We start from the raw sequence: 24508 nt of genomic DNA on the forward strand, positions 1-24508 counted from the left end.
CGCCATTTTAGAATCCAAAAAGTGCTGTAAGCCGCTCAGTCAAGCCGTTTACAGCACTTTTTTCATGTTCTGTGTAATGTCTTCAAACTGCCCTATCGCATGGTGTGATCCATGAAGATTCCATCTTGCTCCGAAAAAGAAAAAGCATAAGCGTTTTTTCCTCCAACCGCGGGTCACCGCTTCCGTCAAACCATATCCGGACGGTAAAATGTCACCTGCAGCGTCTCCTCCATTCCCTCCGCGGAATAGAAGGTCACGGTGAGCGCCGGCTTATGCGTGATCAGACTTTTGTGAAGAACTGCCACCACCGGCACCTTCCCATAAGGAGCGTCCGCTTCCTCCATAAGCCGGTAATCCCGGTTCGCATATGGGTCCGGCTTTTTTACTCTCTGAAGATGATCGTCCAGTTTTCTCCATCTTCCGGTCACCATCCTCCGGTCCGACTCCGGTTTCCGGAATGCCTCTCCGACTCTCTCCATCGCAAATTCCCCCGGAATCATTTCCGGCTGCCATGTCATCTCATAGGTGCCATTCTCCCGAAGATTCAAGATCATGGCATCGGTATGTTTCTTTTCTTTCTTCCAGAACTGGATGGACGATATCCATTTTCCGATGATCTTATCCTCCGGATCCGGTTTCTGAAAGAAGTTCTCCGGAATCTCCCCTTTTTGAATCATCTCATTCATAACAAAGAGCTGAAGCACATGGATTTCCTGCGGTGAAGAAATAAGGCGAAACTTCCCGTTCCCTCTACTCTCTGCACGCTCACCGCTCTCTTTATGTTCAAAACAATTCGATCTTTCTTCCTTCTGTTCCACATCTGGATCGATCTCCAGCCAGATCGGCATTGGCCGCTCCGCTTTTCGATTGATGCCCGAAAGGACTGTTTTCCCGGCATATTCCAGCTGATATCCGATAAACAGTGTCTGCCCGTCAAACTCCAGATTTTTCCCCTTGTATTCTTTCATCTTCTTCCAACCTTTTCTTCCGTCATTTATTCCGGACTGATGATGCATCTTTCCTATTCTTTTCTCAGCCGGTTCTGCTCTATTTCTATTTTACCACAACAACTAAACTCGATCTGCGTCTCCGACTTGATCTCGTTAAGGGTTTGGTATTAGTTCTACTAAGCTCGCTTTGCTCGCTAAGTAGAAGCTATTATACCATTCGAAACCGCTTCCTTCTCCTCTTTGGTATTTTCACTCCTCTCCTTTTTCGTTTCATCCGCAAGGCTCCAACATGATATTTTATTCATCAATAAATGAGAAAATTCCATTAAATTTTCTTTATATTTCTTGATTTCAGCGTTGACAATCCATAAATTTCAAAATATAATGCAACAAAAGCAACATTTTTTATAGGAATCGCAATTTTGGGGGAACTCTTCGGAGCTGAGAGGACAAACCGTCTGACCCTTTGAACCTGATCCGGCTAATACCGGCGTAGGGAAGAAATTCGATATCAGCCGCAGGCTATTTTTCGGAGCTTTCTTACGAGTAAGAAGGCTCCTTTTTTTCTTTACTTTACTTCACCGGAATAGCGTTTCTCTCAAAATGCTGCAATGACTCATCACCTCAACCGGACCGCAAAATACGCGGTCCTGCCGAAAGAAAGGAGACAACACATGGATAACAATTCCTGCGGATGCAATGTCTGCAGTACAAGAGAGGATCTTCCCTGGGAAGGAAGAGGAACCGATCTTCCGATCGCCGGATGCCGATTCACACTGTATCCGATGACGGACCGCTACGTTGACATCATTCTCGGTTCTCTTGAAAAGACGGATACCTCTTATGTCTGGAGCGAAACAGACGCTCTCTCGACCGTCTACCGCGGAAAACTTCCGTACGTTGCAGATGCGGTGAAAGCACTGTTTGTCAACGCCTACCGTTCCGGCGTGCATATGGCGCTGGAAGGACAGTTCTCCAAGGGATGCCCGGGAGATATTGCCGGTGACAGCCTGCTGGAAAAGGATGGCGAAGCGCCGAATGCGAAATCGGCGGAAGGAATCCATTTTCCGGTAAAATGCAAACTTGCGCTCTATCCGATGGGCGTCGGCAATTATATCGACGACATTGCCAAAGTATGGTACATGGCACAGGACCGCGGCCTTGAGCCAACCACCATCCATTACGCAACACGGATCAGCGGGGATGTGCATGAGGTCTTTGACTATCTCCGGGATGTCTGCGCTCTCATGGATGAATCCGCCGTGCCCCATTATATTCTGCATTTTACCGTTAACTGCAACAGCCCGACAAAGGAGTGATGATCATGACAAAGAACAATGAATGGAAATTAAAAGATGCGCTGATGATCGCCATCTGCGCGGTACTCTTCGGCATCCTGCTTCTCGGTGCGACCTACGCCGGCGGCATTCTGTACGGTCTCCTTGCCCCGGCCGGAATGGGCTCGCTCGGCTATGAACCGTTCTACGGAATCTATTTCATGCCGGCGGCATTCTGCATTTACATCATGAGAAAACCCGGAACCGGCATGATCGCGGAGATTCTCGCCGCCATCATTGAAACGCTCCTCGGAAACTTCTTCGGACCAATCGTGATCCTGTCCGGTGTCGTTCAGGGCATCGGCATCGAACTTCCGATCGCGCTGAAAAAATATCTCGTTTTCAGCCGTCCGGTCATGATCACGTCCGCAGTGGTCTGCTCCGTACTCACACTGATCTACAACTGCTTTGTCAGCGGATATAATATGATTGCCCTCCCGGTTCTGGGAGTAATGCTAATTGTCCGCATCATCAGCGCCGTCTTTTTCTGCGGTATCCTCACACCGATCCTCGGTGACAGACTCTCAAAGGCAGGGGTTCTTCGCGGTTATGCGATCTGCGATGACGAGGACGCGCTGGCATAAGTTTCGGAATATTCCATGATAAAACAGGAAGGAGAACACGATACATTTTCTCTTTCCTTATCCCAGCAGATGACTTCCGGTCTTTTGCTGTAAACAGCCCGCACTGCGAACTTCCGCAGTCGCGGGCCATACTGCAATAAGGAGAAGCAAATGACGACTTCCAACACCGCAATCGATCTGAGCGATGTCATTTTCCGCTATTTCCGGAATGGAAAACGGAATGTGATCGACCATGCCCGTCTGTCCGTTGAAGAAGGAACGATTACCGTTCTCATGGGCGCCAGCGGATGCGGGAAAAGCACCCTCTCGGCGCTCATCGCCGGTCTCTATCCGGAAAATGGCGGTTATCTTGAATCCGGCAGCATCCGTCTTTTCGGAAAGGAAGTATCGGAATTGGCGGTGAATGAGCGGGCGAAATATCTCGGATTTGTCTTTCAGAACCCGGATTTACAGTTCTGCATGGATACGCTCCGCTCGGAACTGATCTTCTGTCTGGAAAACATTGGAATTCTACCGGAAGAGATGGACCGGCGCATTCAGGAAACCGCCAGAGTTTTCTCTGTGGAAGATCTTTTAGACCGTAAGCTGTGTTTCCTCTCCGGCGGCGAAAAACAGATCGCGCTTCTGGCCTGCATTGATGCGCTGAAAAGCCGGATTCTCGTTCTCGACGAAGCCTTTGCCAATGTGGACCGGGAAAATGCGCTGCAGCTTCTATCCTTCATCCGCCGCCTGCGGGAAAGGGGGACTACGATTGTCGCCATCGATCACCGGATTGATCTCTGGAAAGACACTGCCGACGAATTCATTGTCCTCGGAGAGGGCGCCCGGATTCTGGCACGGGGCATCCACCGGGATAATCTGGATTCTTTCCGGGATCTCTTTGACCGGGAAGGACTCTTTGAAATCCGGGACCGGAAAAGAAAGAATCATTCCGGTTCCTTCTCCGATCCGACCGGAGATGCAAAATTTCTCGATTCTTCCCCCCGTTCTTCCGCTCCGACGTTCTCTCCGCAGATCTCCGCACCGGATGAATCAACGATCCTGCGCTTTGAGGATCTTTCCATCCCGTATTCTCGAGAGGATTCTCACCTTCTTCTGGAAAATGCCTGCGTTTCGTTTGAGAAAGGCACTATGACCGCGGTTCTCGGAAAAAGCGGCATCGGAAAGACCACCACGTTTCTTTCTGTCCTAAAGCAGCATCCCTACTTTGGAAAAATTGTTCTTGAGGGGCGGGAGCTTCGATCGCTGCGGAAAAAAGATCTCTACCAAAAAATCGGCATTGTCTTTCAGAATCCGGCAAACCAGTTTATCACCCAGAATGTCTATGAGGAAGTGGTGGAAGGACTCCGCATCTGGAATAAAGGACTTTCCGAAACGTCATTAAAGGAAAAAGCAGAAAAACTCCTTGAGCTCTACGGTCTTTCCGACAAAATGCGCTACTCGCCGTATATGCTCTCCCAGGGACAGCAGCGTCGTCTTGCCGTTCTCTCCGTTCTTACCGGAGGGCAGAAAATCCTTCTTCTGGATGAACCGACTTATGGACAGGATTATCGCGGAACCGCGGCAATCATGGAGCATCTGGAAAACCGGATAAAAGAAGACGGCCTTACCGTCATTTTCATCACCCATGACCGGACACTTGCGGGAATGTACGCTGATCGGGTTTATGAACTGACCGATCGCCGGCTTCTTCCGGTGGATCCGCTCTCACTGTTATAAAGACAGAAAGGAAAGATGACTCAATGAAACTGGAAAACCTGAACCCATCCGTCAAGGCTGCGGCTGTCATGATCGGCGCGATCCTGCTCTCTTTCTCCTATCTGATCAGCCTGAATCTGATTCTTTTTATGCTTTGCCTTGCCGGTCTTCTGCTCTTTTCGGACGCCCGTCCTTCCCGGATCGGAAAGATCCTGATTCCGGCATTTCTTGCCGCGTTCGGGCTGTTTATGATGGGACTTTTGTACGCAAAAGGAAATTCGGTCACGGATGCGGAACTGACCGGAATCTCCGGTGTTCCCTACGCCGTCCGCGCGGCCATGTCACAGAATCTGCGCACGGCGCTGCAGCTGTCGACCAGACTTCTCGCTTTTGCCGGCCTCGGCATTTTCTTTGCGCTGTCGACCAATGGGGAAGACTTTATCTTTTCACTGATGCATCAATGCCGTCTCTCCCCGAAGTTTGCCTACAGCATTCTTGCCGCATACAATCTCATGCCTCATATGATGCGGGAATATCAGCAGGTTCGCACTGCCTTTGCGGTGCGTGGGATTCCTGCCGGCCCGCTGTCCATGAAGCCTCTCTTCACCATGCTGGTCAACAGCATCCGCTGGTCTTCCTCCGTTGCCATGTCCATGGAATCCAAGGGGTTTAGCGGAAAAAGAAACCGCACCTTTTACCGGATCCCTTCGGTGAAATGGTACGATATCGTCTTCTTTGCGGTTCTGATCGTGGGAATCCTTGCGGGGATGGTTTTTCTCAAAATCTGATTTGTATTTCACAGTCGCTTTTTCCGGTCGGCGACTGCAGGCACAGGCTTTGGCGAGTTAGCCGCGGAAAATAAAAAAAGCCCTTCACCTACATGTGCACCTGCAGGAAAAGGGCAGCAAAATAGCCAGGACACTGGGTAAGCACCTGGCTATGTAAGAGTCATATGCATTTTAAGAGGACGACAAACTGGAATTTCTATTTGTGTTGCCATGTCATTACATAATCTTTTTCTCCGGTAGCCTCATCTAAGCCACTATGCTGAATCTCAAATCCTTCTCTCTTATAAAAAGATATTGCCCGTGCGTTCTTTTGGTATACGTTCAAGTGCAACTTATTCCTTTTATCCTTTGCATAATTCAGCAGAATTTTACCTATACCCTGCGATTGCATTTCACCAGAAACAAAAATACCCTCAACATATTCATCATTTAACCCTATAAAACCCTGTATTTCTGTATCATACTCATACACATAAACCTCTGCTAGTAACAACGCTTCTTTTACTGATTGGAAATTGCTTTTCCAGTATTCGGCGGGGATAAAATTATGTGCCTTTATATTTGTATCCAACCATATATTTGCAACTTTATTTATATCTTCCCTTTGAAATTCTCTAATCATAACGGTGACTCTCCATAAACTTGAATTTGACTTGCCTATTTTCTTAAAATCTCATGTGGAGCTTCTATTTCATTTGCCAAGGTATGCTCTGTTAATTCTGACATCAATTTCAATTTTTTATTAATCAATGGTCGCATACAATTAGGAACATGTTCCTGATGCGCTCTGTGGATTGCTACACATTCCTTACAGTTTCCGTGATAACGACAGGCTTTCAGGCAAGGACAGTGATCTTTGTCTTTATACTCCTTACGAAATTCCGCTGCAAATTCTTCTTGCAGTCTCAGTCCCTCGACACGGTTTCCCTTATGAAATTCTACCATTGCATCCAGTTCTTTCTGGTTCCCTTCAATCTTCATGTTATTATAGCGCCTCCATTTCAACTATTCTTCATTTTCTGATAAATTCGAATTTGTCAGCCTAATCAAGCGTTTTTCTCATATATGCAAATGAAAGATCGCTGGGACCTTGCTCCACCTTATATATCTTATAGCCTAGCTTCTCGTACAGGTTGATATTGATATAGCTTTTTGTACATGTATAAAGCTCAAAAGCTTTTGCCTGTGTCAGTTCTTCAACTGCTGTCATCAGGTCAGTCGCTATACCCCTGTTCCTGTGTTCCTGCGCAACCATAAGACGACCGATTTCGATGTGATCGCCGTTCTCCCTGCATCTTACAGCACCTATTATTTTCCCTGAATCATCCCGCTTGATCAGGACTGTCCAGTTGATGAAGTCTGCGCGGTTCTCCTCATACGACTCCATCAGGGCAGGCACATTCCTGCTGTTGATCATCTCAGCTTCGCTTTCAAATGCACGCAGCTGGAGATCATACAGCTCTTTTATATCCTTCTCTTTAGCATACTCATAGTCCATTTTGTTTTCTCCTAATAATCCTAATCCGATCTCAATCTTAGCTCTGTATCATCAGGAATCCTGATCCTGGCTTTTCTCCCGGTCTTTCCAGTCCATATCCATAGCCCCTACAAATCCCGAGTTGTCGGGACCATTTCATTCTGACTTTTCCGCAATCATACCACAAGATCATTAACAAAGTGTGTTAGGATCAAGAAAACTTCAAGATTGCATCAATAAACCAAGGTTGATACTGGCTTCCTCCAAAAGTACATCCAGTATGCCGGCACCGGCAGTCACCATGATCAGAACGGCTACCATGGCAATCAGGATCCACATGGACGGCCACATCTGCTGAACGATGACGTAGATGATACAGCCAAGGATGATCAGAATCAATCCGCCAACAATGACGGAAGAAAGTTCGATACCGATCTTAACAAGCACTCTCAGCACGAAGAGAACCAGCATAACCGGCAGTAGAAGTACTTTCATAAGCAGCTTTAGTAAAAACATATTTGACCGCATTTTCCGGTCGGCGACTGCAGGCACAGGCTTTGGCGAGTTAGCCACGTAAAAAAGCGGAATTCCGTCTTTCAACGAAATTCCGCCTGTAAATCCTGTTCGCGACGCGATTCGAACGCGCGACCTTCCGCTTAGGAGGCGGACGCTCTATCCAGCTGAGCTACGCAAACAAAAAGAAAATGATCGGGCGACTGCAATTCCTGCAGCCACCCGATTATTATACTGTCTTTTTATATTTCCGTCAAATAAAGGCCGGAGATTTCAAAAACTAAATTCCAAAGTTCCAATAAGACGCCAATAAAACTCCAATTGAGCTCCAAATTAACAAATCACATTCCATCGAAATCACGCCACGGTAAAATTCGCGATGCCCTGCATCCAGATTTTCCCCTTAAAACGGCGGCCGACTGCCGGCTCTCCGAGAAGATCCTCTCGGTTGACCGCAACGCGGAAACGGATTCCGTTGCAGCGGATCAGCATATCATAGACGATTTCCTCCGTGATCCGGTTCTTTTTTTCTTTCAGATCCTCGATCATGCCGAGCACCTGATACTGGTCACTCTCCAGACCGGACGGAAGGAACGTGGAATCGACAATCGAATAGATATCTTCATTTTCCACCCGCTTGATGATCTGATTAAAGAGATCATACTCGCTGAACGTCAGCGCTTCCATCGCCTCCGCATCGCCGTCACGGGCCGCCTTCAGCATCTCATTTCTCTTGGATGTCAGAATGATATCCTTCTCTTTCTGTTTCTCTGTAAACTGAATCGGCAGAAGAATTGTTCCCTCACTCGCCAGTGCGGAAAGCCGGACGCCCGAAACATCCAGACGCGGACCGTATTTCATGAATTTATCCCGGTATTCGATTGGATTCAGCAGATAAAAAATCAGTGACACTCCGACCGCATATTCGTCCAGCATGCCTGCAAATGTCTCCTTCTCGGCATGACGTTGAATCGTACACTGCTCTTTGGAGGAAACCAGTCCGCTCTCAATATACGGGTAATAATAGCGGATATCCAGCTCATCCCGATCATTCATCTGTCCGAACATCGCGATGCCGAGTCCCGGTGCGACCTCATTCCGGATCTCACAGAGCGTGCTGTCGCGATCCGTCTGGAAAAAACGGGCATTGTCCGATTCTCTGGACAGGACTTCCAACAGCGCTTTCACTTCATTTTCCCGTCTGTAATTGGAAAAACCGATGGTTCTCAGAAACTTATGCATACTTTTCCTTCCACTACGACAATTTCACGGGTGACCATCAAAATGATATCTTGCATTCTTCCCCGTATCGGGAAAAATCTTAACAACCACAGGATTCTCGAAAGAACTTTCTTAGAAAATCTTTCGCAGAAAAACCATTTTGCTGCAGTCACAAGTCGAAACACGCTACGCGGATTTTGATCGTTTCGCGGCAGTCTCGAGGGCCTCACCGGGGTGTGGGCTTTGGCGGATCAGCCGCATAAATCAGAATCCCTGCGGCCCTGCGAGCGCACCCCCGGAGATCATTACTCGCGTGACTCAGATTTCCTCCTCCGCCTCTTCTTCCTCCTGCGGATTTTCCTTTCTTCTGCTTCTTCCCGGTTTTCCGATATATCCGAGTGCCTGCTCCAGGGCCTCTCTCTCCTCATTTCCGAGAAGAACCTCCGTCCGACCTTCCAGAACATCCTTCATATAGAGATAGCAGCCGTCTCTGGAGTGAACCGAATTCAGAACAAATCCGGTGTTGTTTTCATCGAGAAGAGCGATGGCAAAACTGAGGTTTCCGCCCATTCCCTTAAATGCGTTGTATTTTACCATGCCAAGTTTCCGGAAACTGGACTTTACGATCTCCATCGCATAATCCATCTTCTCCTGATTGGCATTGGCAGAATTCCGGAGATCCTCCGTCTCATCCACCAGATCCAGAATGACATCCTCCAGTGTCTCGGCATCTTTTCCTCTCATAAAAACGTCATAGCGCCGGTAAAGTCTCCGGTACTGAAAGATTACTCCGGCCATGATCACCAGAGAGATCACCGTAATCACCATCAGCGTAATCAGAATAATTCCCGGATCAACGGGAAAATGGTTTAAAATGCTGTTTTCCATTTTTCGATATCTCCTTAATCACGAAGGGACTGAAGCATCTCTGAAATCCGCTCCAGCTCATCCGCAGAGTAGTATTCAATCTCTATTCTGCCGCGGCCCTGTTCTTTCCTGCGAATCTGAACTTTTGTCCCCATCGCCTCTTTCAGCCGGTCTTCCAGCTCGCGGTAAAAAATCCCCAGTTTGTCATTTTCTTTTTCAGCCGGCTCCTTCTTTGTATCCGGTTCCGGCTGCGTCAGCTTCTTCACCAGCTGTTCGGTCTCGCGAACACTGAGTTCTTTTGCTGCGATCTTTTCCGCGACCGCTGCCTGCTGTTCGCGGTCGGTCAGCCCAAGAAGGGCTCTCGCATGTCCGGCGGTCAGTTTACCGTCTACCAGCATGTTCTGAACCTTTTCATCCAGTTTTAACAGTCTCATGCTGTTGGTAACCGCGACACGGCTCTTGGACACTCTGGTGGAGATCTCCTCCTGTGTCAGTCCGAAGTCCGTGATCAGCGTATGATAAGCCTTTGCCTCTTCAATCGCGTTCAGATCGGACCGCTGAATATTCTCGATCAGAGAAACCTCCATCATCTCCTGACGGCTGTAATCCCGCACAATCACCGGAACTTCACGCAGTCCGGCCAGTTTGGAGGCACGATATCGTCTCTCTCCGGCGATGATTTCATACCGCTCATTCTTTTTGGTGACAATCAGCGGCTGCAGTACCCCGTAGGTACGGATGGAAGCGGCCAGCTCCGCCAGTTCCTCTTCATTGAATTTCTTTCTCGGCTGCTCCGAATTGGCATCAATCAGCGCAAGGCTTACCTTCTGTGCCATTCCCTCTTCCGTCAGCCCGATAAAATTCTTCTGCGGTTCCGCGGTTCTCTCCGAAGTTTTTTCTTTTTTCGAAACCGGAATCTCCGGATCGGTGAGAACCGGCTCGATATTCTTTGGTTCCGTTCTGCCGGATTCTGTTTTTTTTGCGGTCTTTTGGGCAGAGGAACTCTCATTTTTCTTTTTTGATGCCGCTGTTTTTTTCCGTTTTGGCTCTGTATTCGCCTTTTTCACGGCCGGAGCGGATTTCTTTTCATTCTTCTTTTCATTCTTTATTTCCTTCGCTTCCGTTTTCTCCCCGGAATTGACTTTTTCCTCGCGCTGCTCCGCCTTTTTTTCTTCAATATCTCCGAAAAATGATTCCAGTCCTCTTCCGAGTCCCCTTCTTTTTGACATGTCCGATCCTTCCTTTCTCCGATAACTTTCTGATCAGAATTCGCTGAATTCCCGGGTGATTACCGGTTCAGACGGATAACTTCCTTTGCCAAACTGCGGTAACTTTCCGCGCCGCTGGATCGGGAAGAATAATGATTGATCGGAAGACCGAAGCTCGGTGCCTCCGCAAGCCGTACATTTCTCGGAATCAGTGTCTTGAAAATGTGTCCCTGGAAATTCTCGTGCACATTATTCACCACTTCCGAAGCCAGATTTGTTCTGGAATCAAACATCGTGAAGACAATTCCTTCCAGTTTCAGATTCGGATTCATCTTTTTGGATACCAGTTCCACCGTGCGCAGAACCTGGGAGAGACCTTCCAGTGCATAATACTCACACTGGATCGGAATCAGCACGCTGTCTGCCGCGGTAAGGGAATTCAGCGTCAGAAGACTCAGGGACGGCGGACAGTCAATGACAATGAAATCGTACCGGTCCCGAACCTTCTCCAGAACTTCCGACAGGCGCTTTTCCTTCTTTTCCGTGCTGAGAAGTTCGATCTCCGCACCGGCCAGATCACTGTCAGAAGCAATGACATCAAGAGAATCCTCTGCTCCCCTCTGCACGCACTCTTCAAAGGAAGCATCTCCCATCATCAACTCATACACGGTATTGTCGATTTCTCCCTTTGGAAGACCGAGGCCGCTTGTCATGTTTCCCTGCGGATCCATGTCTACCGCCAGGACCTTCTTTTTCTTTTCTGCCAGGCAGGCCGACAGATTGATCGCTGTCGTCGTCTTTCCGACGCCGCCCTTCTGATTCGCTATCGCAATGATCTTGCTCATGTTATCCTTCCGTTCTCTCTCTGTTTTTCTTCCGACTGTCTCTTCGGATCTCTTTTTTCTCTTTTTTCTTTCAAAGACATATCGTGCTCAATCGCGCTCATCGTCTTTTATGCATATTATGCATTTTACTTTTTTTAATCCGTTTAAAATCATAACCGTTATTTCAAAAGATCCGCTCGTCTTCCCGGAACAGTTTTGCTGTGTTCCTGTCCATTGCGGTAAAAGAATGCCGTCCGCAAGCGTACTTCGTTTTCTTCATCTCCGCAATCCCGAGAGCGCCCCGGAGACTTTGCGCGCCGCCGCTGGTCACCGTTAGGTGACAGCTTCCTTGGCGAAGCTCTTAGCGACACATATTTCACTTGGTAGCTATGCTGCTTAGTGAAATAGCGTGCTGCGGCTGGTTTTCTCGAGCTTAGTGAATTTGCTTACAGCGGCGTGCGCATCCTCGCGGAGCGTTTTTGTTTCATAGGGAATTTCGGAGAATTTTCCCATGAAACAAATAAATGTTTCACGTGAAACATTACCCTATGTTTATTGATTATACCATAGGAACGTTTCACGTGAAACATCTAATCACATATTCAATCACCTGTCAGCGCAATTACTGAAACCAGTGCTTTCAGTGCAGCGGATCTTTGGAAGGGGTTCCGGCCTTTCTCGGATAGATCTTTGGCGTAGCAGTCATCTTCCGGATCATCACGATTTTTCGTTCATCTCCGTTCGGGAGTCGGAATTCCGTGATATTCTCGATTTTTCCTCCCAGCTTTTTCACCGCACCATCCGCCATCTGCATCTCTTCTTCCAGTTTTCCGGATTTGTACGGAGCAAACAATCCGCCTTTTTTCACCAGCGGAATACAGTACTCCGACAGCGTTGCAAGATTGGCAACCGCTCTGGAAACACAGATATCATAGACCTCACGGTGTTCCTTCATCCGTCCGAAATCCTCGGCTCTGGCGTGAATGGCACGAATTCCGGAAAGACCGTTCTCCTCGGCGCAGGTTTCCAGAAAACGGATTCTCTTTCCCAGAGAATCCACCAGTGTCACATCCAGATCCGGAAAAACAATTTTTAACGGAATACCCGGAAAGCCGGCTCCGGTCCCGACATCCACCAGACTTCCGCTGATTTCCGCCGGGTTCTTTACGGCGGAAATCAGCGATACACTGTCGGTAAAATGCTTTGTTATTACGTCGTTCATCTCGGTGATGGCCGTGAGGTTCATGACCTTATTCCACTCAACCAGCATTTCAAAGTAGTGATAAAACTGCTCTGTCTGCTTTCCGGTAAGCGAAATTCCCATCTCCGACATTTCCCGCTTCAGGCGGGCCACAAATTCTTCGTTCATTGATTCATCCTGTCGTCCTGCGGGACGCTTCTGCAGTCTTTTGTTGATCTGTTTCATCCGTTTTCCAACGGATCACTTCAAAAAAAGGATTGTCATTGTTGAATATTTATTCAAGAAGATTCATTTTTATTTATATATATTTGAAATTTTCTTTGTTCATCACAGGAGAGTTTTCCGGGCTATGGTCTCTTTTTCTCTCTTCTGCTTTCTTCGTCCTCTTTACTCTTCGGATCCGTTCTCGTGGTCCCCACTCCGGTGGTTCTGTTCCAGCCATACCATCAGGACCGACACATCCGCCGGTGATACGCCGGCGATACGGGATGCCTGACCGATATTTTCCGGCTTCATCTCGTTCAGTTTCTGTACCGCCTCGATCCGAAGGCTCTTGATCTGACTGTAATCCATATTCGGGCTGAGTTTCCGGTGTTCCATCTTCCGGAACTGCTCTACCTGGCGCTGCTGCCGGCGGATATATCCCTCATATTTGATGTTGATATTGATCTGACGGATGGTCTCCGGATCGGTGATCTCCGGACGGTCCGGGTCAATCGGCGCAATCGCCTCATAACTGAGTTCCGGCCGGCGGATCAGCTCTGCCAGAGAAGCTGCGGTGGAGAGCGGCGTGCTTCCGGCCTGCTCCAGAAAGGCGCCGGTCTTTGCGGATGCTCCCACCTTGATGGAGGACAGTCTTGCGATCTCCGACGCGATCTGCCGTTTTTCCTCGCATACGCGCTCCCAGTGTTCGTCACTGACCAGTCCGATCTCGTGGCCGATATCCGAAAGTCGGAGATCCGCATTGTCCTGTCGAAGAAGAAGCCGGTACTCCGCCCGGCTTGTCATCATCCGGTACGGCTCAAAGTTTTCCTTGGTGACCAGATCATCGATCAGAACGCCGATGTAGGCTTCGGAACGGTCCAGAATCACCGGATCTTTTTTCTGAAGCTTTCTCGCCGCATTGACGCCGGCGATGAATCCCTGTACCGCCGCCTCCTCGTAACCGGAACTTCCGTTAAACTGACCTCCCGCAAAAAGTCCCGGAATCTTCTTGAATTCCAGCGCCGGGGTCAGCTGATTCGCATCGATACAGTCATACTCGATGGCATAGGCGTTGCGGACAATGCGGACGTGTTCCAGTCCCGGAACCGTGCGGTACATCGCATACTGCACATCTTCCGGCATGGAGCTGGACATGCCGTCCACATACATCTCATTGGTGTAAAGGCCCTCCGGCTCAATGAACACCTGGTGACGGTCATGATCCGGGAATTTCATCACCTTATCCTCGATGGACGGGCAGTATCTCGGTCCCTTTGCCTTGATCCGGCCGGAATAGAGAGGCGAACGGTCGATATTCTCGCGGATAATCCGGTGAGTTTCCTCATTGGTGTAAGTCAGCCAGCACGGTTCCTGCTCTTTCTGAACCGATTCCGGATCAGTCGAGAAGGAAAACGGCTGAACATGCTCGTCTCCCGGCTGAATCTCCATTTTGGAAAAATCAATGGTTCGCTTATCGACTCTCGCCGGGGTACCGGTCTTGAAGCGTCGGATCTCAATTCCCGCTTTCTCAAGGGATTCCGTCAGATGGTTGGCCGCCTGAAGTCCGTTCGGCCCCGTATAATTGCTGACATCGCCGTAGATGCAGCGCGCACGGAGATAGGTTCCGGTACAGAGAACGACCGCTCTGGTATGGTAAATGGCGCCGGACCATGTCTTTACGCCGGCAGCCACACCGTTCTCCACGATCAGTTCCGCAACTTCCGCCTGACGGATCGTCAGGTGTTCCGTATTCTCCATGGTCGTGCGCATGGCTTCGCTGTACTCGCGCTTATCCGCCTGTGCGCGGAGGGAATGAACCGCCGGTCCCTTGGATGTATTCAGCATTTTGGACTGAATGAAGGTCTTGTCGATATTTTTTCCCATCTCACCGCCCAGCGCGTCCAGCTCCCGGACCAGATGCCCCTTGGAGCTTCCGCCGACATTGGGATTGCACGGCATAAGCGCAATGCTGTCGACACTGACCGTAAAGACGATGGTCTCAAATCCCATGCGGGCACAGGCCAGCGCCGCCTCGCAGCCGGCATGTCCCGCGCCGACGATGGCAATGTCATAGGTTTCTTCTACTACACTTGACATGACTATTTCCTTTTTATCAATAATTTCTTCTATTCGTCTATTTAAAAATTTTTGATTATTTTCCCATACAGAATCGGGCAAAGATCTCATTGGACAGATCATCTCCCAACTCTTCTCCGAGAATGGTTCCGAGCTGCTCATAGGCATTCATCAGGTCAATGGTAAAGAAGTCTTCCGGCATTCCGTCATCGATGCTCCGCACAACCATTTCCAGGCTGTTTTTCGCCTCACGGACCGCATTCTGATGGCGGACATTCGTGATGACCACCTCATCATTAAAATCAATTCCTCCGGAGAGGAACATTTCCTCGATCCGGTCTTCGATCTTCTCAATGCCGGTCTTCTCCTTTGCCGATACCGGAATCACGCACTGTCCGGTCTCCTGCTCCGCTCTTTCCTGTGTGATCTTCAGATCCAGATCCGTCTTATTCAGGATCACAATGCACTTTCGGTCCCGGATCATTTCAATAATCTCCCGGTCATTATCGTCGAGTTCCTTCGATCCGTCAATAAGATAAAGGATGAGATCGGCTTTTTCCACCAGATCTCTTGCCTTCTCCACGCCGATTTTCTCCACGGTGTTGTCCGTATCACGGATGCCCGCCGTATCAATGATATTGAGGCTGATTCCCCGGACACGGAGATTTTCCTCCAGCGTATCTCTCGTCGTTCCCGCGATATCGGTAACGATCGCCCGCTCCTCGCCGAGAAGGGCATTCATCAGAGAGGATTTTCCGACATTCGGTTTTCCTAAAATGACGGTTTTGATCCCCTCCCGGATCACCCGGCCGCTGCCGAAATTCTTCTCCGCCTCTTTCATCTCCGCAATCAGCGGAAGGAGGCGGCTTCTCAGTTTTTCCGGATATCCGTCCAGCGAAATGTGCTCGGGATCATCGAGCGCCGTCTCGATAAATGCGGTCTCATACAGAATTTTTTCGCGGAGTTTCCGGATTTTCTCCGAGAGTGTTCCGCGAAGCTGCGCGATCGAGCTCTCCATCGCGTAATCGTTTTTTGCCTCAATCAGGTCCATGACCGCTTCCGCCTGTGACAGGTCGATCCGTCCTCCGAGAAAAGCGCGCTTTGTAAACTCGCCCGGTTCTGCCAGCCTTGCCCCGTGATTCAGCACGGCCTGAAGAATCCGTTTCATTACGAGAACGCCTCCGTGGCAGTCAATCTCTGCGGTATTCTCCGTCGTATAACTGTGAGGTGCCCGCATCACCATGACCAGAACCTCATCGATCACTTCGCCGTTCTCTTCGATATGTCCGTAATGAACCGTATATCCCTTACACTCGGAAAGCTTTAAATCCTTTTTTGCCGGACGAAAGATCTGATCCATGATCTCCAGGCTGTCTTCTCCGCTCACGCGGATGATTCCGATTCCGGAATTGGTCAATGCTGTCGCAATGGCAGCGATCGTCTGTGTCGTCTGCATGATATTATCCTTCCTTCTGAAAAGAGCCATGCCGTGACCGGCATGGCTCCTGCCTCCTGTCCCTGTCTAAGTGATCAGGAATTGGATTTTACGGAATTTCCGTATTTCTGCATATCTCTCTTCCACTTCGGAATCTCTTCCTCTGCGTTCTTTACCGGCGCAGCCGGCGCGGTTTTTACCTCCGGCGCTTTGGTCTGCTCAGCCGGAACGGAATCCTTTTCGAGAGTTTCGCCCGCGGCATTGTGAGAATATCCGCCGCGGAAGCTGCTGCCTCTTCTTCCGGCATTGTTCCAGCTGCGTCCGCCATTCCCGTTTCTTCTCGGTCTGCGGTCGCCTCTGTCCGGACGGCCGTCGCGGCGGTCGCCGCGCTCTCCGTCGCCGTGGTCTTTCCGCTTCGGGAAGATGGTAACGTGACGGTACGGATCTTCGCCATCACTCTTGGTCATGACGTACTGGTCATTCTGAAGTGCGGAGTGAATGATTCTTCTCTCATACGGATTCATCGGCTCAAGGGATACCGGTCTGCGGGATCGCTTTACCTTATAGGCAATATTTCTCGCCAGTGTCTCCAGAGTCTCTTTTCTTCTCTCGCGGTAGTTTTCGGTGTCAAGTTTGATGCGGATGTATTCCTGACCGCTCTTATTTACCACAAGGCTTACCAGATACTGAAGGGAATCCAGTGTCTGTCCTCTCTTGCCGATGAGAACGCCCATGTCATCGCCGCTGATCAGAACCGCAAGTTCCTTTTCCTCAGCACGGAATTCCGCTTTCACCTCTGCGGTAAATCCCATCGCATGGAACACATCGTTCAGGAACTTTTCGGCATCACGGATCACGGTCTCCGGATCTGCCGCTTTTCTCGGCTTCTCACTCTTCGGTGCCTTCTCCTCGGATACGGCCTCTCTCTTTTCCGGAGCAGAAACCGTCGGCTTCTTCTCTTCCTTTATCGGCTTCGGGGATGCTGCCCGCTCCTCTTTCTCTGCCGGAGCCTTTTCTGCCTGAATATCATCATTGACTGCCTTCGGGGAAACACTCTTCAGAATCTCTTTTTCGATTTTCTCCACTTCGTCCGATTCTGGCTTCTTTCTTGCACGAATGACTGCCGGCTTAGCACCGAAACCGAGGAAACCGGCGCTTCCCTTTTCAATCACTTCATATTCGATCTTATCGCTGGTGACCTGAAGCTCGATCAGGGCTTCATTGACCGCTTCATCTACCGTCTTTGCGGTAACTGTAATAAAATCCATGCTTCTGCCTCCTGATTACTTCGCTTTGTTTTCGTCGTTCTTTTCGTTGAACTTCTTCACCATGGATGCCTTTGAAGCCAGACTTCCCGGTTTTGCTTCACCCTTCTGATAATATGCGGAAGAATCCTTCTGATTCTTCTTGGAAGCATTCTTTGCAAGAGACGGTCTCTCAACTTCCGTGAAATCATTTCTGGATGCGCTGACTTTGACGTTGCTGTTTGCATTCAGAAGCGGCAGTCCCTGCTTTGCTCTCTTGCGGTTTGTCTTCTCGAGATTCTTCTCAATCAGCTTATTGATGTCAATTTTTTCCATGTACTTATTGACGAGGATCTGCTGGATCAGAGTGACAAATCCCTGAACCACCCAGTAGATACCGATCGCGCACGGAAGTGTAAAACAGATAAATACCGATACCAGCGGCATGGTTACCGTCATCTGGTTCATCATACCGGCTCCCGGAGTATCCGGATCCGCCTTCGGCTGATTGGCTGTCATCAGCTTCGTGGAAACGTACTGTGTAATACCGGAAAGCAGCGGAATCAGCCACGCAAGGCTGATGGCGGTGAATCCCTGGAACGGAGCCTCCGCCAGATTGATTCCGAGGAAGGTGTTCATCTCTCCGATGTGTGCAGCCGCCTCGGCAACGTCAGCGGATGCAAATGCGCCTGAGAAAGCATCTTTCAGAGCTGTCCACTGTGTGTCCGTCATTTTATAAAGGAAATCAATGATAAAATTGTTGATTTCCGTATTGCCGTATTTTTCCGGATCATCCAGACCAAGGTTGGAGAGACCCGTCAGAAGCTTTTCCCATCCGTTATTATTCGCAAAATCAACCAGAGCCTGAGCGGCAGAAGTTCCGCCGAGGGAATCCGCTACGGTCTGGTAAATGCTCTTTACGGACGGAACATACGCCGGAATGTTGTAGATCACACGATAAAGAGCAAAGATGATCGGAAGCTGGATCAGCATTGGCAGACATCCCGCCGTCATGTTGTATCCGTACTTTGCATAGACGGCATTCATCTCCGCCTGCTGCTTCTGCATGGAAGCCTGATCTTTCTTTCCTTTGTATTTCTTCTGGATTTCTTTGAGCTCCGGCTGCATGATACTCATGAGTCTGGAGGATTCCTGCTGTTTTACGGTCAGCGGGAACAGAATCAGCTTTGTGATCACGGTGAACAGGATGATACACAGTGCAAGGTTGTAAATTCCAAAGCTGCTGGTGATTTTGAACAGGAAATCCATGATATATCCGAAGATTGTCGCAATCGGACTAAGAATGGATCCTGTCTTTGTGGCTACAAATAATTCCAAAGGGAACCTCCTCTTTATCTGCCTGCGGCAGATTTTACCTGTTATGGGACCGGATCATAACCGCCTTTTGAAAAAGGATTACACCTCAATATCCTTTTACAAGCAAGAAAACCGCCTTTTAAAGCGCCGTATTTCTGGATCGCTTCGATAGCATACTGCGAACAAGTAGGTGTGTATCTGCAGTGAGGTCCGGTCATCGGGGAGATAAAGAGCTGATATCCCCGGATCGCCGCCAGCATGATTTTCCTGACCATATTCCTTTCACTCCCGGCTTACAATTCTGATAAAATGTTATGAAGTCCGCATAAGTGCTCGAATGCACTCTCAATCTGTCTGTAATCCGCGTCTTTCGCGGCCACTCTGGCAACCACGACGATGTCTAATCCTTTCGTGAGCTTATCCTCGCGGAGTCGGAAAATTTCACGAAGAAGTCTGGTAATGTGATGACGCACAACACTGTTACCTACTTTTTTGCTTACGGAGATACCGATTCTGGATTCCGTGTGATCGGCCGGAAGGACATACATCACCAGAAGACGGTTTGCGTATGACCTGCCCGTCCTGTACACCTTTTTGAAGTCATTGTTCTTTCGGATTGAATGAAATCTGTTCATGTGCCTTCCGTTTCTATCCCGTTTCGTTTTTTCCCTGTTTTACATTTTATACTAACAAGAGGCCACAATGATTCATTGCGGCCTCTTGTTGCTCGGCCTGCAGGGATAGCAGACCTATCGTATGTATTCCCTTTTTTCTGCTGATTAAACAGTAAGAGAAGCTCTGCCCTTAGCTCTTCTTGCAGCCAGAACTTTTCTGCCGTTTGCAGTCTTCATTCTTGCTCTGAAGCCATGGACTCTGGATCTCTGTCTCTTCTTCGGCTGAAATGTCATCTTGCTCATGGGTTTTACACCTCCTTATATTTCTCTTTCGCCGGCCCTGGCGGCCGTACTGTCGCGCACCCCTTATATACTGAAGCGCATTTCTGCTTCAGTCCGGGCGTGTTCGCGTCATATCCACATATTTTCTCTATTCTATTGCGGATTAAACATCTTCCCAATTATATAGGAGATACCCGGATTCGTCAATCATTAAATAAAGAACTTAATCTTCCCGCACTTTGTCATTTTAGCTCCCTGTAGTATTGAGTTTTATCCTTTTTGAACCATGTGCATTTTTTAGCACATAGTTTTTGTTATTCTTTAATCGAAAGGAAACAGACAATGGAAAAAGAAAACCAAAGCTATAGACATAATTGAGAAAAAATACAGCTATAGTCTCTCTACGCACCCGCTTCCTGTAGAAGACGATTGGACAGAGGAGGCCTAACAAATGTTAAAGGAATCAAAGGATATTTTAGAAGACAAGAATAAATCATTCAATAGCTCTGTTTTCAGCTTTGAAAAGTTTATCACTTTTGATGAAAACATGATAGCTGCTAAAGCGTCAAAGATAGTAGCGCGGAATCCGAAAACCGCATATAATCCTCTTTTTTTATATGGAAAAGGCGGAACGGGGAAAACTCATCTCTTGAAAGCGATTGAAGATTTCGCTACTAAATCATTTCCCGATATGAACATTATGTATGTTACGGCAGAATCATTTTATAACGATATTATTGCTGCAACAAATAGTGGAATTTCTTGGGCCATGGCGGATATTCGGGATTTATATCGGACACAAGACGTTCTTTTGATTGATAATCTTCAATTCCTGATAGGAAAAGAGATAGCACTTTCTGAACTCTCATCTGCTATTGACAGCATTTTAGGAGATGGGAACCAACTTGTCTTTGCTGCAAATAAACCTCCTAGAACCCTCAAGGTAAGCGCTCATATGAAAACGCAATTGTCCAGTGGTTTAATTGCGGAACTCAAGGCTCCAGACATTTCCATGAGGCAAAATGTCATACGAATGAAAGCGAATGAACGCGACATACTATTATCCGACGATGTTGTAGAGTATATTTCTGAAAATGTAGGATCGAATGTGAGCGAGATAGATGGTGCTTTAACGAGTTTGGTAGCTTATCTGGCACTTTATAGGCCGACTGTTTCGCTTGATTCAGCAAAGACTATACTAAGTGATGTATTTAACACAGCCCCAACGGATACCGACGGAGATTCTTGATAGTTGCTCCAAAGGAAAACAGAAAAGATCAGCCGAGAGAAAAGCAATGTTAAAAAATAGCAACATTGCTTTTTGTATTATTAGCCTTAACATAACACGAGGTGGATTCTTCCACCTCTTTTCACATCAGAATTCACATTTTTTTGAAATGTATTAACATTATCCACTCTTTCGAGAAATAATTTATTTTCGCGGGTTTCCACCATTAATCCACCGTTTTTTACTCAACTTATCCACAGTTTATCCCCAAAATGTGGATAAACTCATTGAAAAATTGTGGACAGTACGATAGAATACTCGTTAGATTGGGTAAGTGTCCTCCCACGCAGTTCCGAAACCGGAGCCTGCGTTTATTTCGTATATTTCAAATTGTCAGGAGTTAGACATGGGAAAATTAGAACAAATCAATTCGAAATGGCAGGATGTTCTGGACCATATGATCGAAACGCAGGGGATCAGTCAGGTCTCCGTCCAGACATGGCTGCTGCCGATGAAACCGGTTGCGTATGAGGAATCTTCCGACGTTCTCTCGATTCTGTGCCCGGATGTCCATTTTCTCTCTTTTATGGAGAAGAAATACAGCATCACCCTTCCGGTCTCCATCGAGACCGTCGCGGATATTCACTGTACCGTCCGGTTCGTGACGGAGGACATGCTGTCCCCGGCGGGCGGCGAGGAAAAGCCTGCGACGAAGAAGCCTGATCCGGCTTCTTCCCAGATGGATGCCCGGGTAAAAGATGCCAACCTGAACCCGAAGTATACCTTTGAGACCTTCGTCGTCGGAAAGAACAACAACTTTGCCCATGCTGCGGCTCTCGCGGTCGCGGAATCTCCGGGCAATATGTATAATCCGCTGTTTATCTACGGAGGCGTGGGACTCGGAAAAACGCATCTGATGCACTCCATCGGTCATTTTATTCTGAAAAACAATCCGGATGCCAAAGTGCTCTATGTCACCAGTGAGAAGTTCACCAACGAGCTGATCGACGCCATCCGGAACAAGGATAATATCTCCACCACGGAGTTCCGCAACAAATACCGCAACAACGACGTTCTGCTGATCGACGATATCCAGTTCATCATCGGAAAAGACAGTACGCAGGAGGAGTTCTTCAATACCTTCAATGCGCTGTACGAAGCCCAGAAGCAGATCGTCATTTCTTCGGATAAACCGCCGAAACAGATCGAAACGCTGGAAGAAAGACTAAAGTCCCGTTTCGAGCAGGGCCTCACCGTCGATATCCAGTCTCCGGATTATGAGACCCGAATGGCGATCCTCCGGAAAAAGGAGGAGATGGACGGCTTCAATATTGATAATGAAGTCATCAAGTTCATCGCCAACAACATCAAGTCCAATATCCGTCAGCTGGAAGGCGCGCTGACCAAGGTTGTCGCTCTCAGCAAGCTGAACAAGCAGGAAATCACGGTCGAACTCGCCGAGGAAGCGCTGAAAGACCTGATTTCCCCGAACGAGAAGCACGAAGTGACGCCGGAGCTGATCCTGAACGTGGTCGCAGACCATTACGGCATCACCCCGAACGACATCATTTCCCAGAAGCGCAGCCGTGAGGTCGTCGTTCCGCGCCAGATCGTCATGTATCTGTGCCGCCAGATGACGTCCACACCGCTGAAAACCATCGGCAACTACCTCGGCGGACGCGATCACACCACGATCCTTCACGGTCAGGAAAAGATCGCCCAGGACATCACTTCCGATGAATCGCTGAAGAATACGATCGACGTGCTGATTAAAAAAATTAATACACAGTAAAATGTGAACGGCCGGTGTATCGGCTGTGGACAGTGTGGACTCATTTTTGCCCCTGATTTCGGCGTGTGAACATCTGTGGATTATTCCCGGCGATCCGGGATATTTATCCACCGTGTTATCAATTGCGCAACCGATTGAGTTTTGTGGGTTTTGAGGGATTTTCCACCAATTCACAGCCCCTACTGCTTTTAAGACTAAAATCTTTTTATTCCTATCCGTTATACCTGCCGTTTTTCGCGAAAGGAGTTATCAACCGCTATGAAACTGATCTTCAAAAAGGACGATCTGATGAGCGCGATCAATATCGCCGCGAAAGCTGTTCCTTCCAAAACAACCATGACCATTCTCGAATGCATCCTGATCGATGCAGCCGGATCGGAAATTCTTCTGACCGGCAACGATACCGAGTTCGGTATCGAGACCCGCGCGGAAGGTACCATTGAAGAACATGGAAAAATCGCTCTCGAGGCAAAGCTGTTTTCCGAAATCATCCGCAAGCTTTCCGGCGAGGATGAGATCATCATTGAGTCGGATGAAAAGCTGGTGACAGAGATCCGCAGCGGAAAGTCGCTTTTCCGCATTCAGGGTCAGGATCCGGAAGAGTATTCCTACATTCCGCATATTGAGCGGACAAATTACATCTGCATTTCCGAGTTTACGCTCAAGGAAATCATCCGTCAGACGATCTTTGCAATCTCTCCGAATGACAGCAATAAGATGATGACCGGTGAATACCTTCACGTAGAAGGCGATAAGCTGAGTCTTGTTTCACTGGACGGTCACCGTATGGCGATGAGAAATATCACCTTAAAGGATAAGTACAGCGATGTTTCCGCCATTCTTCCGGGAAAAAATCTGAACGAGATTTCCAGAATTCTCGGTGACGAGATCTCGGAAGACGTCATGATTTATTTCGATCAGAATCATGCCATGTTTGAATTTGAAAATACCACCGTTGTGACGAGACTCATCGACGGAGAATATTTCCGCGTCGGACAGATGCTGACCAGAGAATATGAGACCAGAGTGACGATCAACCGCCAGAACTTCCTTTCGGAGATCGATAAGGCGACGATCCTGATCCGTGAATCCGACAAAAAGCCGGTGGTATTCAACATTACGGATGGCGAACTTCAGATCCGTCTGAATTCCACTTACGGTTCCATGAATACGGAACTTCCGGTTCAGAAGACGGGAAGCGATCTCATGATCGGCTTCAATCCGACCTTTTTCATGGATGCGCTGCGGAACATCGACAGTGAGGAAGTGACCCTTTACATGATCAATGCCAAGTCCCCGTGCTTTATCCGGGACGAGGAGGAAAGCTACATTTACCTGATTCTTCCGGTTAATTTCAACTCCGCGGATATCTGATTGGGAGAAGCAAAAATCCGGCTCGTGCCTGAGCCTTGAAGAAAAAAGGAGAGTTTATGCAGATTTTTAAACTGAGATCCAGTGATGAGTTCATCAAGCTGGGCCAGGTCATCAAGGCGGCCGGCTGGGTGGAATCCGGCGTGGATGCAAAGTTTGTGATTCAGGACGGTCTGGTGGAAGTCAACGGAGAGACCGATACGCGCCGCGGAAGAAAAATTGTGGCGGGGGATCTGATCACGTTTGACGGCAAGGAACTGAAAGTAGTGAAGTGATT

General features: G+C 48.5%; 24 protein-coding genes, 1 tRNA gene, 1 pseudogene and 1 riboswitch. Of the genes and pseudogenes, 8 read left to right on the forward strand and 18 right to left on the reverse strand.

The features are described from left to right. Positions 1–185 precede the first annotated feature (185 nt). A complete protein-coding gene (locus BR86_RS0105655) occupies positions 186–968 on the reverse strand; it encodes a hypothetical protein (protein ID WP_143099320.1) in 783 nt (260 codons plus the stop codon). A gap of 396 nt (positions 969–1364) precedes the next feature. Further along, positions 1365–1466, forward strand: a riboswitch (TPP riboswitch). Positions 1467–1624: 158 nt separating this feature from the next. Here BR86_RS0105655 and BR86_RS14575 point away from each other — a divergent pair. From BR86_RS14575 to BR86_RS0105680, 4 genes are all read left to right on the forward strand, one after another. Continuing rightward, positions 1625–2269, forward strand: coding sequence for a YkoF family thiamine/hydroxymethylpyrimidine-binding protein (locus BR86_RS14575; protein ID WP_081844145.1), 645 nt, complete (start codon positions 1625–1627; stop codon positions 2267–2269). Between the two features lie 5 nt (positions 2270–2274). Next, positions 2275–2871: an ECF transporter S component gene (locus BR86_RS0105670; protein WP_031472021.1), complete on the forward strand. Its 597-nt coding sequence runs from the start codon at positions 2275–2277 to the stop codon at positions 2869–2871. A gap of 150 nt (positions 2872–3021) precedes the next feature. Then, positions 3022–4590, forward strand: a complete 1569-nt coding sequence (locus tag BR86_RS0105675) for an ABC transporter ATP-binding protein (RefSeq protein ID WP_031472023.1) — start codon at positions 3022–3024, stop codon at positions 4588–4590. 23 nt (positions 4591–4613) lie between these two features. Then, complete coding sequence (locus BR86_RS0105680; RefSeq protein WP_051684613.1) at positions 4614–5357, forward strand: energy-coupling factor transporter transmembrane component T; 744 nt, start codon at positions 4614–4616, stop codon at positions 5355–5357. A 196-nt stretch (positions 5358–5553) separates the two neighbouring features. Here the strand turns inward: BR86_RS0105680 and BR86_RS0105685 are convergent, their stop codons facing one another. The 17 genes and pseudogenes from BR86_RS0105685 to rpmH form a co-directional block, all read right to left on the reverse strand. Next, positions 5554–5979, reverse strand: coding sequence for an N-acetyltransferase (locus BR86_RS0105685; protein ID WP_031472027.1), 426 nt, complete (start codon positions 5977–5979; stop codon positions 5554–5556). A gap of 35 nt (positions 5980–6014) precedes the next feature. Next, positions 6015–6338: a hypothetical protein gene (locus tag BR86_RS0105690; protein ID WP_004613237.1), complete on the reverse strand. Its 324-nt coding sequence runs from the start codon at positions 6336–6338 to the stop codon at positions 6015–6017. Positions 6339–6399: 61 nt separating this feature from the next. Continuing rightward, positions 6400–6855: a GNAT family N-acetyltransferase gene (locus BR86_RS0105695; RefSeq protein ID WP_031472030.1), complete on the reverse strand. Its 456-nt coding sequence runs from the start codon at positions 6853–6855 to the stop codon at positions 6400–6402. 201 nt (positions 6856–7056) lie between these two features. Beyond that, on the reverse strand, positions 7057–7329 hold the full coding sequence (locus BR86_RS15590; protein ID WP_143099321.1) for a hypothetical protein: 273 nt from the start codon (positions 7327–7329) through the stop codon (positions 7057–7059). A 126-nt stretch (positions 7330–7455) separates the two neighbouring features. Beyond that, positions 7456–7529 (reverse strand) — tRNA-Arg (locus tag BR86_RS0105705). Between the two features lie 175 nt (positions 7530–7704). Further along, the gene (locus BR86_RS0105710; protein WP_031472035.1) at positions 7705–8589 is read right to left on the reverse strand and encodes a DUF3881 family protein; all 885 of its coding nucleotides are present in this window, start codon (positions 8587–8589) and stop codon (positions 7705–7707) included. A gap of 297 nt (positions 8590–8886) precedes the next feature. Continuing rightward, on the reverse strand, positions 8887–9456 hold the full coding sequence (locus BR86_RS0105715) for a DUF4446 family protein (protein WP_051684614.1): 570 nt from the start codon (positions 9454–9456) through the stop codon (positions 8887–8889). A 14-nt stretch (positions 9457–9470) separates the two neighbouring features. Further along, a complete protein-coding gene (locus BR86_RS0105720) occupies positions 9471–10379 on the reverse strand; it encodes a ParB/RepB/Spo0J family partition protein (RefSeq protein WP_051684620.1) in 909 nt (302 codons plus the stop codon). 344 nt (positions 10380–10723) lie between these two features. Then, entirely contained in the window at positions 10724–11488 is a 765-nt protein-coding gene (locus tag BR86_RS0105725; protein ID WP_031472041.1) for a ParA family protein, read from the reverse strand. 619 nt (positions 11489–12107) lie between these two features. Next, entirely contained in the window at positions 12108–12836 is a 729-nt protein-coding gene (gene rsmG / locus BR86_RS0105740) for a 16S rRNA (guanine(527)-N(7))-methyltransferase RsmG (protein ID WP_031472043.1), read from the reverse strand. 219 nt (positions 12837–13055) lie between these two features. Continuing rightward, positions 13056–14969 (reverse strand): tRNA uridine-5-carboxymethylaminomethyl(34) synthesis enzyme MnmG, encoded by a 1914-nt coding sequence (gene mnmG, locus BR86_RS0105745; RefSeq protein WP_051684615.1) that lies wholly within the window; start codon positions 14967–14969, stop codon positions 13056–13058. A gap of 55 nt (positions 14970–15024) precedes the next feature. Next, positions 15025–16404, reverse strand: coding sequence for a tRNA uridine-5-carboxymethylaminomethyl(34) synthesis GTPase MnmE (mnmE, locus tag BR86_RS0105750; protein WP_031472047.1), 1380 nt, complete (start codon positions 16402–16404; stop codon positions 15025–15027). Between the two features lie 401 nt (positions 16405–16805). Further along, a pseudogene (jag, locus tag BR86_RS0105755) lies at positions 16806–17651 on the reverse strand (RNA-binding cell elongation regulator Jag/EloR); the annotation flags it as partial. Between the two features lie 15 nt (positions 17652–17666). After that, on the reverse strand, positions 17667–18965 hold the full coding sequence (locus BR86_RS0105760) for a YidC/Oxa1 family membrane protein insertase (protein ID WP_031472051.1): 1299 nt from the start codon (positions 18963–18965) through the stop codon (positions 17667–17669). A gap of 41 nt (positions 18966–19006) precedes the next feature. Beyond that, on the reverse strand, positions 19007–19219 hold the full coding sequence (gene yidD / locus BR86_RS15595) for a membrane protein insertion efficiency factor YidD (RefSeq protein WP_075034434.1): 213 nt from the start codon (positions 19217–19219) through the stop codon (positions 19007–19009). Between the two features lie 18 nt (positions 19220–19237). After that, positions 19238–19579, reverse strand: a complete 342-nt coding sequence (gene rnpA, locus BR86_RS0105765) for a ribonuclease P protein component (RefSeq protein ID WP_031472053.1) — start codon at positions 19577–19579, stop codon at positions 19238–19240. 144 nt (positions 19580–19723) lie between these two features. Beyond that, positions 19724–19861 (reverse strand): 50S ribosomal protein L34, encoded by a 138-nt coding sequence (rpmH, locus tag BR86_RS0105770; RefSeq protein ID WP_031472055.1) that lies wholly within the window; start codon positions 19859–19861, stop codon positions 19724–19726. 430 nt (positions 19862–20291) lie between these two features. Between rpmH and BR86_RS0105775 the strand changes: the two genes are divergently transcribed. From BR86_RS0105775 to BR86_RS0105790, 4 genes are all read left to right on the forward strand, one after another. Further along, the gene (locus tag BR86_RS0105775) at positions 20292–21089 is read left to right on the forward strand and encodes a DnaA/Hda family protein (protein WP_031472057.1); all 798 of its coding nucleotides are present in this window, start codon (positions 20292–20294) and stop codon (positions 21087–21089) included. Positions 21090–21474: 385 nt separating this feature from the next. Then, positions 21475–22860: a chromosomal replication initiator protein DnaA gene (dnaA, locus tag BR86_RS0105780; protein WP_031472059.1), complete on the forward strand. Its 1386-nt coding sequence runs from the start codon at positions 21475–21477 to the stop codon at positions 22858–22860. A gap of 258 nt (positions 22861–23118) precedes the next feature. After that, positions 23119–24234, forward strand: coding sequence for a DNA polymerase III subunit beta (gene dnaN, locus BR86_RS0105785; protein ID WP_031472061.1), 1116 nt, complete (start codon positions 23119–23121; stop codon positions 24232–24234). A gap of 56 nt (positions 24235–24290) precedes the next feature. Continuing rightward, entirely contained in the window at positions 24291–24506 is a 216-nt protein-coding gene (locus BR86_RS0105790; protein WP_031472063.1) for an RNA-binding S4 domain-containing protein, read from the forward strand. Positions 24507–24508: the final 2 nt, after the last annotated feature.

The sequence above is a fragment of the [Clostridium] aminophilum DSM 10710 genome (assembly GCF_000711825.1).
In the GTDB taxonomy this organism is placed as follows: Bacteria; Bacillota; Clostridia; order Lachnospirales; family Lachnospiraceae; genus Clostridium_R; species Clostridium_R aminophilum.